Annotated in this window: 17 protein-coding genes and 1 pseudogene; 7 read left to right on the top strand and 11 right to left on the bottom strand. The window is 41.7% G+C overall.

All coding sequences use genetic code 11. The annotated features are described in order from the left end of the window. The first annotated feature begins 82 nt into the window (after positions 1-82). Together ABWK04_06830 and ABWK04_06825 are read left to right on the top strand one after the other, a co-directional pair. Positions 83-490 carry a cupredoxin domain-containing protein gene (locus tag ABWK04_06830; GenBank protein MEZ0361587.1) on the top strand — a complete coding sequence of 136 codons (408 nt, stop codon included), beginning with the start codon at positions 83-85 and terminating at the stop codon, positions 488-490. Further along, positions 490-1,095, top strand: coding sequence for a hypothetical protein (locus ABWK04_06825; protein ID MEZ0361586.1), 606 nt, complete (start codon positions 490-492; stop codon positions 1,093-1,095). The genes ABWK04_06830 and ABWK04_06825 overlap by 1 nt, the downstream gene beginning before the upstream one ends. Here ABWK04_06825 and nifX read toward each other — a convergent pair. The 10 genes and pseudogenes from nifX to ABWK04_06775 form a co-directional block, all read right to left on the bottom strand. Next, positions 1,092-1,466 (bottom strand): nitrogen fixation protein NifX, encoded by a 375-nt coding sequence (gene nifX, locus ABWK04_06820; GenBank protein ID MEZ0361585.1) that lies wholly within the window; start codon positions 1,464-1,466, stop codon positions 1,092-1,094. The two genes, ABWK04_06825 and nifX, sit on opposite strands and share 4 nt — an antisense overlap. Continuing rightward, the gene (gene nifN / locus ABWK04_06815) at positions 1,435-2,799 is read right to left on the bottom strand and encodes a nitrogenase iron-molybdenum cofactor biosynthesis protein NifN (GenBank protein ID MEZ0361584.1); all 1,365 of its coding nucleotides are present in this window, start codon (positions 2,797-2,799) and stop codon (positions 1,435-1,437) included. Before nifN ends, nifX begins: the two co-directional genes overlap by 32 nt. After that, positions 2,793-4,142: a nitrogenase iron-molybdenum cofactor biosynthesis protein NifE gene (nifE, locus tag ABWK04_06810; GenBank protein ID MEZ0361583.1), complete on the bottom strand. Its 1,350-nt coding sequence runs from the start codon at positions 4,140-4,142 to the stop codon at positions 2,793-2,795. The genes nifN and nifE overlap by 7 nt, the downstream gene beginning before the upstream one ends. Before the next feature lie 12 nt (positions 4,143-4,154). Continuing rightward, positions 4,155-5,222, bottom strand: coding sequence for a DegT/DnrJ/EryC1/StrS family aminotransferase (locus tag ABWK04_06805; protein ID MEZ0361582.1), 1,068 nt, complete (start codon positions 5,220-5,222; stop codon positions 4,155-4,157). Next, entirely contained in the window at positions 5,219-5,668 is a 450-nt protein-coding gene (locus tag ABWK04_06800) for a NifX-associated nitrogen fixation protein (GenBank protein MEZ0361581.1), read from the bottom strand. Before ABWK04_06800 ends, ABWK04_06805 begins: the two co-directional genes overlap by 4 nt. Beyond that, entirely contained in the window at positions 5,662-6,240 is a 579-nt protein-coding gene (locus ABWK04_06795; GenBank protein ID MEZ0361580.1) for a Crp/Fnr family transcriptional regulator, read from the bottom strand. Before ABWK04_06795 ends, ABWK04_06800 begins: the two co-directional genes overlap by 7 nt. A gap of 6 nt (positions 6,241-6,246) precedes the next feature. Next, positions 6,247-7,888: pseudogene (locus ABWK04_06790) on the bottom strand (DUF3364 domain-containing protein). A 3-nt stretch (positions 7,889-7,891) separates the two neighbouring features. Continuing rightward, positions 7,892-9,346, bottom strand: a complete 1,455-nt coding sequence (nifD, locus tag ABWK04_06785) for a nitrogenase molybdenum-iron protein alpha chain (protein ID MEZ0361579.1) — start codon at positions 9,344-9,346, stop codon at positions 7,892-7,894. Between the two features lie 11 nt (positions 9,347-9,357). Beyond that, the gene (gene nifH, locus ABWK04_06780) at positions 9,358-10,197 is read right to left on the bottom strand and encodes a nitrogenase iron protein (GenBank protein ID MEZ0361578.1); all 840 of its coding nucleotides are present in this window, start codon (positions 10,195-10,197) and stop codon (positions 9,358-9,360) included. A 165-nt stretch (positions 10,198-10,362) separates the two neighbouring features. Beyond that, the gene (locus tag ABWK04_06775; GenBank protein MEZ0361577.1) at positions 10,363-11,922 is read right to left on the bottom strand and encodes a sigma 54-interacting transcriptional regulator; all 1,560 of its coding nucleotides are present in this window, start codon (positions 11,920-11,922) and stop codon (positions 10,363-10,365) included. Positions 11,923-12,055: 133 nt separating this feature from the next. Between ABWK04_06775 and ABWK04_06770 the strand changes: the two genes are divergently transcribed. Genes ABWK04_06770 through ABWK04_06750 form a run of 5 tightly spaced genes read left to right on the top strand, consistent with a single transcriptional unit; the run spans position 12,056 to position 16,400 of the window. Further along, positions 12,056-12,310 carry a MoaD/ThiS family protein gene (locus ABWK04_06770; GenBank protein ID MEZ0361576.1) on the top strand — a complete coding sequence of 85 codons (255 nt, stop codon included), beginning with the start codon at positions 12,056-12,058 and terminating at the stop codon, positions 12,308-12,310. A gap of 2 nt (positions 12,311-12,312) precedes the next feature. Continuing rightward, entirely contained in the window at positions 12,313-12,534 is a 222-nt protein-coding gene (locus ABWK04_06765; protein ID MEZ0361575.1) for a 4Fe-4S dicluster domain-containing protein, read from the top strand. Further along, positions 12,531-14,327 carry an aldehyde ferredoxin oxidoreductase family protein gene (locus ABWK04_06760; protein MEZ0361574.1) on the top strand — a complete coding sequence of 599 codons (1,797 nt, stop codon included), beginning with the start codon at positions 12,531-12,533 and terminating at the stop codon, positions 14,325-14,327. Before ABWK04_06765 ends, ABWK04_06760 begins: the two co-directional genes overlap by 4 nt. After that, positions 14,317-15,411 carry an aminotransferase class V-fold PLP-dependent enzyme gene (locus ABWK04_06755; GenBank protein ID MEZ0361573.1) on the top strand — a complete coding sequence of 365 codons (1,095 nt, stop codon included), beginning with the start codon at positions 14,317-14,319 and terminating at the stop codon, positions 15,409-15,411. Before ABWK04_06760 ends, ABWK04_06755 begins: the two co-directional genes overlap by 11 nt. Then, complete coding sequence (locus ABWK04_06750) at positions 15,408-16,400, top strand: homocitrate synthase (protein MEZ0361572.1); 993 nt, start codon at positions 15,408-15,410, stop codon at positions 16,398-16,400. Before ABWK04_06755 ends, ABWK04_06750 begins: the two co-directional genes overlap by 4 nt. Here ABWK04_06750 and ABWK04_06745 read toward each other — a convergent pair. After that, the coding region (locus ABWK04_06745; protein ID MEZ0361571.1) for a transposase at positions 16,389-17,085 on the bottom strand (697 nt) is incomplete at its 5' end. The two genes, ABWK04_06750 and ABWK04_06745, sit on opposite strands and share 12 nt — an antisense overlap.

Here is a 17,085-nt window from a genome sequence, read left to right as displayed (position 1 = left end):
CAAAAGAAACGCTAATACTTTATTGAATAAATCATGATTTATATCATCATAACCATTTTAATAGACTATTAGATTAACCTTCGTGAGAAGGAAATTTCATCTTATACTACTTTTTATTTTTGTAAATACAGTATTTGCTATACAGCACGAACGTGTAGAAAAAAAGTATATTGCACATATTGATACGGATGGGGTTCAAAGGGTCAATATAAAGGCAGGTTCTTATTATTTTGACCCAAATTATATAGTTATTAAAGCAAACATACCTGCTGAGCTTATCATAGTTAGAGAAAGTGCAGTAACGCCTCATGACTTTGTTCTTAAGATAAATAGCACACTTATAAAAGAGGACATCACAAAGAAAGGAACTAAAATAAGGTTTACCCCAACTGAAACTGGTAAGTTTGAGTTTTACTGCGATAAAAAACTACCACTTTTCCCAAGCCACAAAGAAAAAGGCATGTGGGGGATAATAGAGATAATTAAGTGATGTTCCTTTTACTTTTTCTCTTTATGAGCTATGTCTCCTTCGCTAATCCCCTCGATGAAGCTATACACAGATTTGAAAAGGAATACAAATATTACTCATATATTATGAAAGTTAGTGATGGCACCGTACTCAAATATTTTTATGCAAAACCCGGTTATGTAAGGATGGACATTATAGAACCATTTAAAGGTGCCACACTTGTGTATGATCCGAATACAAATAAGGTGTTTGTACGCCCCTTCAAAAATATAAAAAGCCTCATCCTAAAGCTTTCTCCTGACAATCCCATGATAAAAAGCTCTAAGGGGCATCGCATTGATGAATCAGATATATTAACCTTACTCAATACTGTTAAAGAGCTAAGAGATAAAGGGGAAATGATCATTGAAGATAGAGGATCCTGTTACTATATGGACGTAAAAGGTGGAAGGGGTTTTATGGTGAGGGGAAATATAGCAAGGTTTGTCCTTCTTTTGGAAAAAGGCTCTCTTTTTCCGAAGTATGCTGCTTCTTACAATATGGATGGAGAACTTATTGAGGAGGTATTTTTTGAAGATTTATCAATAAATGCAGGCTTTTCAAAAGATACATTCATGATCCGTTAGAGCTTATCTTTGCTATCCACTAAGGCTTTTTTTAACCATGGTGGTGGGTTTGTGTTTAATGTCTTTATCAATCTTTCAAGGACTTCTTTTATCGGAGTAGGCTCGTTTACCTTTACAGGATGTATTTTAGCTTTTACTATTCTTGCAGCTGCCGTAGCACCTATGGCGATTACATAAACTATGGTGCAGTCCTTTAATTTATCTATTTTGTCGTTTATCTTGTCATACTCCTCATCGGGTATGTCTTCAAAATGCCTGTACTCCAAAAACCTATAGCCTGTCTCATCTATCTCGTAAATAGCCATAGTCCTTGCATGCCCAAAGTGGTCATCCACCTTATTAAGGCTTTTTGTCGCAAAGGCAACCCTCATAATGTCCTCCTCCTTTTATGTATTCAGGAACTTTGTAAGAAATCTCTTCGTCCATCTCCATAAGAAGGTTTGCAAGCTCAAATATGAAGTTCGTAGTTCCCTCATAACCTATATAGCCCTTCAAGAAATGCCCAAGCCTGTCAAATATGGGGATACCTATTCTATAATGAGGTATACTCAGCTTTCTGACTACATGCTTCATGTTAGTATTCCCTATGACCATATCAAGACCACTACTATTCAATATGTCCTCAAGGTCTCCCACAATAATCTCATCAATGGGCAAGGTTTTTATGCTTTCTGATATCGTTGGCACTACGCCAGCGGAGAGATGCATACCAAGTTCTCTTACCAAAAAGTCAACAACCGCATAGAAGATATCTGGCTCACCTGCAATGGCTACCTTTCTGTTTGTAAGATAAAAATGAGTATCCAGCATTGCGTCAATTAGTCTATTTCTCCATCTTTTTAATCCTTCAGGAGGCTTCCTACCACTCAAGTTCATTAGAAATCTAACAAACTCGTCAAAGTTCTTAAGCCCGTAAAGGCTTTCAAAATGAAAGGCAGGTATCATAAACTTCCCCTCTAAATATCCTCCTGCTTCCTTTGTGCTTTCTCCTATCGTTATGGTTACTGCCGATGCGGACATCATCTCTATGTCCTTCGTATCCGTTCCACCAGCAGTTATACCAGAGAAACCTCTAACACTTCCGTCCATAGAACTGGAAAGGTCAGGAAGAAGTATAGCCTTCAGTCCAAAACCTTCCACGGTCTCTTTTATCATGTCTGTATCCTTTGCTGTGAGGTGGTAGCTCAAAAGTAGGTTTACCTGTCGTGGATTTTTGCTGTAAGTCCTCTTTACTAGGGTTTTTACTATGGATGTAAGCGCCTTCCTGTATCCGTCATGAAAGGAACCCTCGTAGTCCGGTGTTGATACATAAACAAACTTTTTATATGCGTATTCTGGATAAAGCTCCTTAAACCTTTCTATAGAGCCTTCCACATCATCCCCCCTTGTTTCGCTAACACCTGTAGAAACAATACCGATAACTTCCGGATCGCTCTTCTCCATTATATTTTTCAATGCAGTGTGCAGGTTTTCATCTCCACCCAAGATGGTCGCCACCTCAGAAAGGGCGGTTGTCTGCATTGGGATATTTTCTGAAAAGTGTCTGGTGAGAAAGGTTTTAGCAAAAGCGCCGCATCCTTGAGATCCATGCATCAAAGGCATAGTTCGTTTAATGCCGAGAAAAGCATAAACAGCTCCTAAAGGCTGGCTTAATTTTAATGGGTAAACCGAACAAGCTTTGTTTGACTTTATTATGTTTACCATGGTGACTCCTCCTTGCAAAGCTCAAACACAGGACTGTATAATGTCCTTATGAGTTCTTCGGCAAGCACAAGCATACCCTCATAGCCAGCGTAAGGTTTCATCCTCTCCTGATTTGTATCAAGGAAGGGAATGTACTCCTTAAGAGCTACAAACTTGCTCCTTCCACCTGCCATAAGTACATCCACTTTTAGGTCTTTGAAAAGGCGTACAAGCTCTTTCGGGTTAGGCTCATCGATGAGCATTCCTTCATCTCCCACAAGTTCAAGCATTCTTTTCTTATCTTCTGATGTACTTTTTTTGGAGCTTGTTCCCACAACTATCATACCAAGCTCTTTTACTTGGGAGACCATAGACCAGCTCTTTACCCCTCCTGTGTTTATTAGTACCCTTTTGCCCTTCAACTTCTCAATATATGGCTCAAGTTTCTTCTTTACTTCTTCCTCTTTTAAGGCAATTAGTCTTTCTGTCCTTTCCATCAATTCCTTGTCGCCCAAAAGCCTTGCTATATTTCTCAAGGTATTGCTGGTATTCTCAATACCGTAAAAAGAGCCTTCAAAGTAAGGTACTCCATATTTTTCCTCCATCTTCCTTGCAAGGCTAAGAAGAGCTTTGGAACACACAACCATATTTACCTTAGCTCTATGACAAGAAGCAATATCTTGATATCTTGAATCCCCCGTTATACAGGCAAGCAACCTTATACCCAGTTCTTGGAAAAGAGGTAGTACCTGCCAAAGCTCCCCGGCGATGTTATACTCACCAAGAAGGTTAATATCATAAGGAGTTGTATATTCTGGTTCTTTTGTCCCTATAACATACCTAAAGAGCGCATCGCCCGCCAGCTTATTTCCAAGGTTCTTGCTACCTACAAAACCTGGAGATTCAACAGGAATAACGGGAATTCCAAGATCCTGAGAGGCTTTTTTACAAACGCTTACTATATCATCCCCTATCATAGCTGGGACGCATGTCTGATACACAAAGACTGCAGGTGGCTTATACTTTTCCACCGCTTCCCTTATAGCTTCATAAAGCTTCCCTTCACCACCGTATACTACATCTATCTCACTGATATCCGTCGTAAAACCCATCCTGTAATAATCGGATATGGAAGAGCGTGTTCCTCTGTTGTCCCATGAGTTGCCCGCACAGGCTATAGGACCGTGGACTATATGTACCGCATCAGCTATCGGGAGTAGAGTTATCTGCGCACCATCAAAGGCACAACCACCCGAAGCGCTTCCTGGTTTTGGTCTTGAGCACCCCTTTTCCCTTTCCTTCTTGTCCTTTTCCCTGTTAAGACCACATGCGGGTTCAAAGAAAAAATCCTTTAAGTCTCTCATTTTAAAAACCTCCTAATGGTCAACGCTTCCCGCTCCTATTTGTAAAACATGCTCCTTTAATCTCTCACACACAAAGTAAATATCTTCCTGTGTGATGTCCTCATGAAAGGGTAAGAGAAGAGCCCTCATACTTACCTCATGGGCTATATGAAGATGTTTCATTGGCATACCTTCCTTTATATCTTGAGAGGCAGGATACTCATCAACCTCTATTCCATCATCCAACAAAAGGTCTTTTATAATACCTCTTGCACTATCGGAGTATCTCTTTCCAAGATGTACGCAAAAGTAATTCCAGCACATCTTCGTAACATATCTGGGATAAAAATGGGGTTTTAATCCTTCTATGCCCGTAAGAAGATCGGAATAGAAATGTGCCAAAGATTGTCTTATTTTCAACTTTTCTTCTAAGTGCTTTACCTGGGAGATAAGTATAGAGGACATGATATCATCCAAAAGTTCCACTTCTCCTTCTAATTTCCTGTAAATTTTTTCTTCATCTGTCAGCACAATACCACCGCATCCAGTAATCAAAGATTTTTCGGAAAATCCGAGTAAGGACACGTCTCCAAAGGATCCCACTACCTTACCCTTATACTCGGTGAAAATAGTTTCTCTGGAGTCTTCTATAATAAATACGCTCTTACTATTTAGAAACGACCTTATGGCATCCCAATCGGCGGGTATTCCAAGAGAGTTACCGATTACGGCAATTTTTATTTCGTCAGAAAGCACATGTGAAAGCCTTTTTACGTCTATGTTAAAAAACCACCTTTCTATATCTGCATAGACAACTTCTATACCCAAAAGTTTCAAGTAAGGAGAAAAATGTTTAAAATAAGACACGGGAGATAGTAAAACCTTAGATTTATCCGTTATTCCTAAGTATCTTAAAAGGACAAGGAGGGGAGATATTAGTTCTCTTACCGCAAGGGCGTATCTTCTTCCTGTGGCATCACAGAAGAATTCTTCAAACTCTCGCCTTTTTAGACCAGAAAAAGCATATGGATGCGTCATGGCTTCAATCGCCGAAACCATGCTTTCCTTTGAGTATCCGTAAGGCTTAAAGGATACCATCATATTTTTGCCACCTCTTGGTATTTTTCAAGAAGATCAAGGGCTTTTTCTATGAGTTTCTCACCCTCAGACCTTATATGGTCAAGAGATTTAAACCTAAACCTGTTAGCATCTCTTATTGTTTTGTTTATGAGTATAAGCCTTCCTGCATAAATCAACACAATGCCATTTCCTTCTCCATCTATGTTTATGACTGCAGAGGTTATAAAACCAGAGAGTTTTTCTATGATAGAGGTAACCGCTTTAAAAAAGGCATGTATCCTAAGTATTACCTTTGGGTCAGTCTCACAGTGTCCTGCGAAGGAGAGGGACCTTTTACTATCTCCCTTCAAAAAGTCCTTTAGTATTTCTTCATCGCTCCTTTTTTCCCATGTGCGGTAAGTATCGTAGGCTCTTATGTGCTTAACCACTTCTTTTATAAAGTCTTCTCCAAGCCCTTCTTTTACCATAACCTCACCCTCCTACTTTTTTGGTTTTTTACGAATTTCATCGTTCTAACGGTACCCTCGTAACTTAGCCCCACGATGTCTGCTATCTGCTTTTTCTTTAAAGTAAGTATAAGGTTTCTTTCTTCGGCTACCGATCCTAAAAGGTTCAATAGTTTGCTTATCCTATCCTTAGCTTTGCGCATGGAAATGGCGGTGAAAACCTCATAAAGGTAAGATTGTTTAGAAAGCACAGAAGAGAAAAGCTCAAGCACGAGAGCAGGGTTTACACCACCAAGCCTTTTGAGGTTATCGAGTGTCAGGTAGAAAAGACGGCTCTCAGTGATAGCCTTGATCACATAATACTTTATAAGACTTTCTTCGGACATAAAACCGAACACATCACCCGGTAGCATAATGTCAACCGTTCCCTTCTTCAGCCCTTTGAAAATATATAACTCAAGAACTCCATCTACCACCACAAAAATACCGTTATCTCGCAAAGCTTTTGAAAACACTGTTTCCTTCGCCCTGTAGCTTCGCTCCTCCACATAACCTTCCAAGAGATAATTCTTGAGATGTTGAACTATGAACATGGCTTTTTACCTTATCAAGTCAAAGCTGTAGTCTGTTTCGGCTATATCTATGGTTCTTCTGTCTGTCTCATCAAGTATAGTATTCACTATCCAAACGAGCAGGTTTAATGCGCCTCTGTAGAAAAGTATGCCGTATCTGTGGAGATGATGCCTGTCAAATATGGGGTAGCCTATCCTTATGAGAGGTGTTCCCGTATCCCTCCAAAGAAACTTTCCGTACGAAGTCCCTATCATATAGTCTACAGGTTCGGTAAAGAGCAGGCTTCTCATGTGCCATAGGTCTTTACCTGGAAAAACCTGAGCGTATCTCCCGTTATCAAACCCAGAACACAGTTCTTTTATTTCCTGTTCCCATTCCTCGTTTCCGTTGGTGGCGAGTATATGCACAGGCTCAGCACCCAACTCTAAAAGGAAGGAGGTAATTCCATAAACAAAGTCTGGGTCTCCCCAAAGAGCAAACCTTTTGCCGTGTATCCAGTAATATGAATCCGCCATGGCGTCAAGGAGTTTCTGCCTTTCCATTCTTAGGCTTTCTGGTACAGGCTTTCCCGTGAGTCTTGATATAAGCTGTATAAATTCATCCGTTCCTCTTATGCCGTAAGGTCTCACCACATATGCAGGTTGTTTCCAAGACTTCTCTATGTATTCTCTGGTCTTTTCCGTTGAGTATCTTTGAAGGGCTATCGTAGCTGTGGAAAACTTGGCTCTATATATATCCTTAAGAGGTGTCCCGCCATAGTATAACTTGTATTCTCCCGTAAGCCCTGAATCCAAGTTCTCCGAGGGGTCGGAAAGAACTATACACTCCTCCCCAAACTCTCCCACTATTCTCCTTACTTCCTTGTAATCCTCCAAATAAGTATGAAAGCCTAATATGAAGTTAAGCGTACTCATTTTATTCACCTCTCTGTGTTTTTTGTCTTTCAAGCCATACCAAAAGCCCACCTTGCATATAAAATTCTCCATGCTCATTGTCGTATTTGTCTGTGTGGTCTGTGCCGTATTTTTCAAAGTAATCGGTCATGTGCTGAAGTATGGCTTTGAGTTGATTGTCATAACCGGTAATGTGGGAACCAACAAAGGAAGGAGTATGAGCAAAGACTATGGGGAAATCCTCGGGTATAAGACCCTTCTCTTTTGCATTTCTTATAAAGCTACCAAGGTCATCGCCTATAACCTCGGCCATACATGTGGTATTTACGGCTATCATCTTTGGTCTGTAAAGGTTTATGGCGTTTTGCAGTCCTTCATGCAAATTGTTTTGACCACCAAAAACCGCAGCGTCCTCCGTCATGGATGTGGAAACCATTGGAACTGGTTCCTTAAAGTGTCTTGCCATATGCGTCCTAAAGTATGCCACGCATCCCTGCGATCCATGAGAAAAGGGAAGGGTCTTCTCAAAACCGAGGGCGCACAAAAGCGCCCCAAGAGGCTGACATGCTTTGGCTGGATTTATGGATATAGCTTCTCTCTTGAAGTTAAGCTCTCTGTACTCCCAGCTCTTTGTCCACTCGGCTACTTCCTTTACCTTTTCCTTCCCCACCCATTTCTCAAAGTTTTTCCTTTTGTTCTCTATCATCTTTCTAAACTCATCATTTCTAAAGCATTCAAGGTGGTCCTTTATGTTAAGCTCGTGATGTATACCCATGGCTTATACCTCCTGATCCCAAGGAGCATTCAAAAATTTCCATACATTGCCGTTCACCGCCATATCCACGTCTCTTGCAAATATCTCAAAGCCTTCTATGCCGTGGTAAGGTCCTGAGTAGTCCCAAGAATGCATCTGTCTAAAGGGAACGCCCATCTTCTGAGCTTGGTACTTTTCCTTTATACCAGAAGCCACAAGATCGGGTCTTAGCTTTCTGGTAAGCTCTTCTATCTCGTAGGCGGTGGCATCGTCCACTATTATGGTGGCATTCTTGTCTATGTAGTGCAGGGTCCTTTCATAATCATCCTGATGAGCAAATTCATAGCCAGTTGCCACCACATTCATGCCAAGGTCTTCAAAGGCGGTTATTATGTGTCTTGGTCTGAGACCACCCACGTACAAAAGCACTGTTTTGCCCTCAAGCCTCGGTCTGTACTTTTCTATAACCTTGTCAAGCCTTGGCTTATAGACCTTTTCTATAAGCTCCTCTGTTCTCTCCTGTATCTTTTCATCAAAGAAACTGGCTATCTTCCTCATGGAAGCAAATATCTGTGTAGGACCAAAGAAGTTATACTCTATCCAAGGTATGCCGAACTTTTCTTCAAAGTATCTTGCAAGGTAATTAGAAGACCTATAGCAGTGGACGAGGAGATACTTTACTCTAACGGCATTTGCCACTTCACTTATGGTACCATCCCCAGACCATTGGGTAACTACCCTTAGTCCCATATCTTCAAGTATCTTCCTTGAAGCCCAAGCATCACCACCTATGTTGTAATCACCCCATATGGCAACATCGTAAGGTGAAGGCTCCACTTCCTGACCCTTTACTCCCTTTTCGTATATCCAATCTCTCATGGAGTCATTGGCTATGTGATGTCCCAACGACTGGGAAACGCCTCTAAAGCCTTCACACCTTACAGGGACAATTATCTTTCCCGTTTCCTTGGCTGTATGTCTTGCAACAGCCTCAATATCATCTCCTATAAGCCCTATGGGACACTCGGACTGAATGGTTATACCCTTTACAAGAGGGAAAAGCTCAACAAGCTCGTGTATTGCCTTTGTAAGTTTTTTATCACCACCGAAGACGATGTCCCTTTCTTGAAAGTCCGTGGTGAAGTGAGGTGTTACAAAGGTATCTACACCTGTGGTCCCTATGTAGTAATTCCTTCTTCCTGCCCTTGAGTAGTAGCCACAGCCTACAGGACCGTGAGATATGTGTATCATGTCCTTTATAGGTCCCCAGACCACCCCTTTTGAACCCGCATAAGCACATCCTCTGACAGTCATAACCCCAGGTCTTGACTTCACATTAGACTTAGGTATGCATTTATCCTCTCCCACATCCGCAACCACTATATGCTTTGACCTGTCCTTTTTTGCCTTTGTGGGATACTGACTGAGTATCTCCTCCACCAATCTTAGCGCTGTCTCTTTATCAACTACCACACCCATGGTAAACCTCCTTAAGCCACTTCCTCCGGCTTCATTATGCCGTAATCAACAAGCAACTGTTCCAGCTCGTCCATACTGAGAGGCGCTGGTATGCTAAGCTTTGTGTTTTCCTCTATCTTCCTTGCAAGCTTTCTGTATTCATCAGCCATAGGATGGTCTGGTGCATACTCTATGACCGTCTGTCTTCTCAGCTCTGCCTCCTGAACTATGTTGTTTCTTGGTAGAAAGTGTATCATCTGGGTGCCAAGCTTTTCCGCAAGGGCGGTTATCAACTCTCTTTCATTGTCCACATTTCTGCTGTTGCATATGAGACCGCCAAGCCTTACACCACCGCTATGTGCGTACTTCAGTATACCTTTGGATATGTTGTTTGCTGCGTACATAGCCATCATCTCTCCTGAGGTGACTATGTATATCTCTTGAGCCTTGCCTTCCCTTATGGGCATAGCAAAGCCACCACATACGACGTCCCCGAGGACATCATAAAAGACATAATCAAGGTCATCATCAAAGGCCCCGTTCTCCTCAAGGAAGTTTATGGCGGTTATCACACCTCTTCCGGCACATCCCACACCCGGCTCTGGACCTCCAGATTCTACACACTTTATACCTCCATAACCAACGAGCATGACCTCATCAAGGTCAAGGTCCTCCACAGAACCCCGCTCCGCAGCAAGATGCATGACTGTTGCCTGAGCTTTTATGTGTAGTATGAGCCTGGTAGAATCGGCCTTTGGGTCGCACCCCACTATGAAGCACTTCCTACCAGCTTCTGCAAGTGCCGCAACGGTGTTCTGCGTTGTAGTGGACTTTCCTATGCCACCCTTTCCGTAGATGGCTATCTGTCTCATGTCCGCACCTCCTTTTAAAGGTTTTCACTTTCAACATATGCAAGTATCGTGCCAAGAACTCCTGTTGAAGTGTAAAACAGATGTGTCAAGGATTTTCCCTTCCTTCGGTATGTGTTATGTTTTGTTCTTAATCTTACAATGTGTGTAGGAAAATCTACGCAAGGGTTAAATCTTTTTTATTTGTATACGGTATTTTTTAATTCTATAGTTTAACTGTCTTACGCTCATACCCAGCAGTCTGGCAGCTTTTGCCTGAACATAACCCGTCCTTTCAAGGGCCTCTATTATCAATGTCCTCTCGTCCTTCGGTGGACTTGTCTCAGGCTTCCCCTCTTTTAAGTCCTCCTTTGTCTCTGTATTTTTGGTTTGTTTTACCATATGGGAAAAACACATACCTGAGCCTATGCAGGAAAGGTCTTGGGGTTTTATAACACCTGTGTTAGAGCTTATGGCAGCACGGGTAAGGCAGTTTACCAGCTCCCTTACATTCCCGGGAAAGCTACAGGAGACCAGTACCCTGAGGGTTTCGCTGTCCATTCTTATTCTCCTGCCCATCATACTGCTTATCTGCTTTATGTAATGTTCCACCAAAACGGGTATATCTTCTTTCCTCTCCCTCAAGGGTGGTATGTATATGGGATACACCGCTATCCTGTAATAAAGGTCTTCCCTAAACTCACCCTTTGACACCATCTCCTCAAGGTTTCTGTTTGTGGCTACTACTATCCGCACATCTGACCTCAGAGTTTTATTGCTTCCCAACCTTTCAAACTCCTTAGTCTGCATAAACCTTAGAAGCTTGGCTTGAACTGCGAGGCTCAGGTCTCCTATCTCATCAAAGAATAAAGTTCCTCCATTTGCTACCTCCACCTTTCCCATCTTGGTGGTATATGCGCCTGTGAACGCCCCCTTTTCATAGCCGAAAAGCTCTGCCTCAAGAAGCTCTGTAGGTATAGCAGAACAGTTGACCTCAACAAAAGGCCTGTTCTTTCTCGGCGATAGATAATGTATAACCTTGGCTAAAGTGGTTTTCCCTGTGCCGGACTCTCCTCTCATCATAACGGTTACATCAAGCTCTGCCACCTTCATAACCTGCTTTATAACGTTGTGATAAGCTTTGCTGATACCCACAAAGCCCTCAACTGTGAATTTTTTTATCAGCTCCCTTTTTAGTGTTGCTATCTCTTCTTTTAAAACCCCCTCCTTTTCCCTGAGTTTGACATAAGTGTATATGTAATTTCCTATAAGGTTAGATAGCATTACCAGAAGGTCAATGAGATGTGCTGTGGCTATGTAATCTTTACGCAAATCGACGGTTATAACCCCAACCACGCTGTCGTTATACTTTATAGGAACACCTAAGAAGCTCACATCGTTCAGGTCGTTTCTTTTTATTTTATTAAGGAAAAGAGGCTCTTCAGACAAACTCTTGATAACTACAGGATAACCCTTATCAAAGATAAAACCAACCACACCCTCTTTTTTGTTTAGCGTTATGTTTTTCTCTTCTACGCCTATGCTGGAAACTAAGGATATTTTTGAAGAACCCTGTTCCGCTATGTAAAAGGCTACTCTCTTTATTCCTTCAAGCTCTCCAAGCATACGCACCACATCAAGTATGACCTGTTCAGGCTGTGTATTCATTGCAACGAGCTTCTTGGAGAGATTGTAAAAAAGCTTAAGCTCAGCACTCATAAATTTCCTTAGCACTTCATCGCTATCCATCTCACTATAATATATGCAACTTTCATGCCTCACAGAAAGGTAAGCTTTTGTAAGAAACATTACAAATTTTGCACAGAAGATAACAAAAGGTGCGTCCAAAGCCTTGGCACAAAAATTGCTAAATAATAAGGTGATGAGGATAAGGCTGTTAGGCTACCTGGCCTATGTGATGGGTGAAGAGGTTTTAGAAGTCAAGGGTATCAGGTCTGTTGAAGAAGCTATAAAAAGGGTTGCGGATATGAAGGATACTGGAGGAATTATCTTCAGCGGAAACGGACTTTGGGAAGGCGTGCTTATTATACTAAACGGGGAGGTTGTTGAAGACTTTAAAAAGCAGGTACACGAAGGCGACGAGCTTATCATAACCCTTCCAACAGCTGGAGGCTAAGTATGTTGAAGATAGACCTCAGTCTATGCTCTGGTTGCAAAAGATGCATGCTTGCCTGTTCCTTTTACAAAAGCGGTGGTTTTAACCCAAGACTTTCTTCCATAGAAGTCATAACAGACATAAGCAACAGGCCGGTAGCTTACAGAGTAAGAGAATGCGGTGAGTGTAAAGGGTTTTACTGTGTAGATTTCTGCATACTTAAAGCCGTAGAGGTGATTACATGAGCTGGTGGGGAAGATATCTTTTCATAAACCTTACTGAAAGAAAGTATGAAGACTTCCATGTAGAGGAGGAGAAGATCAAAAAATACTTGGGCGGGAACGGCGTAGGGACTTATCTACTTTATAAATTAAGTAAAAGAGGCTCAAACCCATTTTCGGAAGATAATGTATTAATTATAAATACCGGACCTGCCAACGGTACTCTTGTTCCCATGGCTTCTAAGTTTTGCGTGGTTTCCAAATCACCTCAGACGGGTGGTTTTACAAAGGGTTTCTGTGGAGGGAAGTTCGGTCAAGAAATAAAGTTTGCAGGATGGGATGGCATAATCATATGTGGTGCTTGTGAAGAATGGACTCACATACACATAGAGGATGATAAGGTTTACTTTAAGAAGGCGGAAGACTTAAAAGGCGTTTATACGAGCCTAACTCAAAAAATCTTAAAAGAGAGGTATGGGGAAGATATAAAAACCTTAGTCATAGGTCCTGCTGGTGAAAACCTTGTAAAATATGCCTGCATTATATCGGACTTAAGAGCGGTGGGTACCGGAGGTATTGGTGCGGTTTTAGGCTCTAAAAAGGTAAAGGCGATAAGCGTAAGAGGAACTAAGTTGGTAAAACCCAAAAATCCTTACAAGCTGATGGACTTTATAAAGTCTTTTGAAAAGACCGTTTACGATCATCCCGGCATTAAAAACCTGATAAAGTTTGGAACATCGGCGGGTGTTATGCATCTTCAGCATCTTGGTGCTTTACCCTCCTATAACTGGATGAGAGAAACCTTTGACCGTGCTGAAAGCATCAGTGGTGAAGCCTTAAGGAAAAGGGTGATCAAAGATGTGTCTTGTTTTGGTTGTATAGTTCCCTGTGGAAAGTACACGGTGGGAGGTGACGCCTTTACTGTAGGACCAGAATATGAAGGCGTTTTTTCTATGGGGACGATAATAGGCAACGGGGACATTGAGGAACTTATAAGCCTTGACCGGCTGACCGATGAGCTTGGGCTTGGACAAATTCAAGCCGGTGGTGTAGTGGCATGGGTTATGGAATGCTTTGAAAAAGGGCTTCTTGGTAAGAGGGAGCTTGATGACCTTGACCTTCACTTTGGAAATACAGATGCAGTTAAGAAATTGCTCAAAAAAATAGCCTTTAGGGAAGGTATAGGAGATATACTTGCCGAGGGTTCTCAAAGGGCTTCAGAGTTATTGGGTGTGGGTGAAGACTTTCTGATGACAGTAAAGGGAATGGAGATAGCAGGACACTCTCCCAGAGCAATAAAGACACAAGCACTTGCTTATGCAGTATCAAACCGAGGACCTGTTCACTGCGATATAAGACCGGGCATGGAAGAAAACAACATAATACCCATAGGAAGGTGTAAAGGCAAGGGGAAAGTCGGCAAAGACCTTGCCGTATGGACAAGTATAGTAAATAGCATTATATACTGCCTCAGCGCTGAAAGGGTTGTAGGGCTTAAACTAAACGAGAAAATTTTAGAAATGGTAAACGCAGTTATGGACTGGAATATAGATATAGAAGACCTCTATAAGATAGGGGAAAGGATTTACACCCTTGAGAGGCTCTTCAATGTAAGAGAAGGGTTTTCAAGAAAGGACGACACACTACCAAAAAGGATTAAGGAAGAGACAACAGAAAGGGGACAAAGAACTACACAGAAGGATCTGGATGCTATGCTTGATGAGTTTTACGAAGCATTCGGCTGGGATAGAGAAGGAATACCAAAGAGGGAAACGCTTATAAAACTTGGCATAGAGGAATTTGCAGATGATGTTTGACCCCTTATCTTCAACACCATTTCCTAATGTAATTAAAGGGATATCTCGCCAATTGCCATACTTCTTTATAAACCCATTAGGGTTGCACGCCCTTTCCATGAAGTCAAAGGAAATACTCGTTAAGTCAAGAGGTATCATATCCGACTTTCTGGGATGTGCCAATTTAGAGGTCATTTTCACCTCAAGCTCTACAGAAAGCAACAACCTTGCCATAAAGGGATGCCTTTTTGATAAAGTAGGAAGCATTATCACAACAGATTTTGAACACTCTTCCATAATCCATCCACTAAAAACTTTAGAAAAACAGGGGTTTAGAGTTATATATATTCCTACGGACAGCAGTGGTTGGGTGGAACCGCAGAAGGTCAAGGAATATATGGATGATGACACACTGCTCATTACCATGGGTGCGGTATGTAGGGAAACTGCTACCCTCAGGGATGTAAAGGGAATATTGAAGGTGGCTAAGGAAAGCAAGCCAGACATTCTCTGCCATTTTGATTTCTGGGGCGTTTATTATCCAGACTCTCTCGTAAACATAAAGGACCTTGATATGGCAAGTTTTGATAGTTTATCTCTTTTGGGACCCTTAGGGGTAGGATTCTTATACATTAAAAAAGGCATCAGGCTAAAACCTCTTATAGAAGGTGGGACTCAGGAAAGGGGATTGAGAGCTGGGGAGGAAAATCTTTTTGGCATATACACTTTAGCTCAATCCATAAAGGTTTTGGTAGAGTGGAGGGAAGCCATAGAAAGTAATCTCAAGACAAACGACCATTACTTGGAAGAAAGGATGTTTCTACCACCCATCTTCAAAAAGGGATGTAAAGCTCCCGGGCTTTTTTCTTATGGTTTAAAAGAGACAAGTATGGAGGTGCTTGCATCCTTTATGGAAAGAGGTGGAATTTTCTTAGGCTATTCTTCTCCATGCATGGTAAGTGGTTTAAAGAAAAGGATAAAACAAAAGGCGGGTTTTGAAGATGCACTTTCTTTTAGAATTCCACCCTTCACTTCTTTAAAGGAAGTAAGTACATTTTTAAACCATCTAAGCAACATACTGGCACGTGTGGAGCATACACTATGAGAATTTTTATAACGGACACAACCTTGAGGGAGGGTATGCAATCCGCTAACATTGAACTTTCTTACAAGCAAAGAAGAGAGCTTTTTTTCCTTCTTGCCCAAGCAGGTATCCATGAAATAGAGGTGGGTGTCCCTGCACACAGTGAAGAGGAAAGGAGCTACATAAAGGAATTGGTAAATAGTAAGTTTGGCGATAAAGTAATTGCTTGGAACAGGGCAAATATAAAGGATTTGGAAAAGTCTTTAGAATGCGGTGCTAAAAGAGTAGAAATAGCTTTCCCATCTTCCGACATTATGATAGAAAAGAAATTTGGGAAGACAAGGGACTATGTGCTGGGACTTGCAGAAGAAATAATCCCTTTTATAAAATCCAAGGGTCTTTATATCTCGGTGGGTCTTGAAGATGTGTCCCGCGCTGATACAGGATTTGTCCTAAGGTTCGTTGATTATGTCAAAAGGGATGGAGCGGACAGGGTAAGACTCTCGGATACGGTAGGAATACTAAACCCTTTACAAACTATTTACCTTGTTAGGGCAGTGTCTCCTCTTTCGGATGTGGAAGTGCATTTCCATAATGATTTTGGCATGGCAACAGCAAATTCCATAACCGCTGTATTTGCCGGAGCTAAATACATAAACGCTTCTTTGCTTGGATTGGGTGAACGGTGCGGTATAACTCCTCTTGAGGAAGTGGTCTTTTATCTTGAGCTTATTCAAGGTATAGACACGGGTATAAAAGCAGACATCCTCTACCAGATAATAAAGAACTTTATAAAGTTATGCAACATTGATGTAAACCCAAACAAACCTCTTCTTGGAAAAAACGCTTTTACCAACAAGTCAAGCATACACATAGATGGGCTTAAAAAGGCAAAGGACACTTACTTACCTTTTGATCCCTCGCTTATAGGTGAAGAAGCCACAGTATCCTTAGGTCTCTATTCGGGAAAATGGTCTAAACTCTGTGACCTCCTCTCCTCAATAACTTGAGGAGCTTCCTGCTTCAACGAGGTAGCTTACACGAATATAGGGGTTAGAACCCAGTATTCGTGCAGAGGCGGACCTCTCCGCAGGCGTAAGCTTGGGTCGGTCCAACCCTACCACCCTTAAGGCGGGTGAGACCTTTCTAAGCATCACAAGACACGCATTTAAGTCTCTGTCTATCTGGTTGCCACACTCAGGACAGAAAACTGTCCTGTCAGAAAGCTTAAGATTTTCAAAATATGCCCCACACTCACAGCATACTCTTGAAGTTGGTTCAAAGCGGTCAATCTCAAGGACAGGCAGGAGGCTGGAACTCAACCTCTCCCTTAACTTTCCTATCCCTGAGTATTGAACCGCTCTTGAAAACCAGCCTTTATGCCATGAGCTGATGCTGTCTTGCTGAAATACTACCATGCTGTAGAGCTTTAAAAAAGCGATAATCTTGTTTATAGCATCCTTTCTTCTGTTTTCAATCCTCTCATACTCTCTTGCCAGTTTTTGTCTTGTCTTCTCTCTATTCTTTGAGCCTTTTTTCTTTTTTGCAAGCTCTCTCTGTAGCCTTTTAAGTCTTTTGCTTTCTGCCACCTCAAAGTCAATCTTTATACCATTAGAAAGTGTTAGCTTGTCTTTCACTCCAAAGTCTATTGCCACAGGTTTTTCTAAAATAGCTCTTTCCTCTCTCGGCACAAAG

This window comes from Hydrogenobacter sp. (assembly GCA_041287335.1).
Taxonomy (GTDB): Bacteria; Aquificota; Aquificia; order Aquificales; family Aquificaceae; genus Hydrogenobacter.
This window is presented reverse-complemented; position numbering and strand designations above follow the sequence as displayed.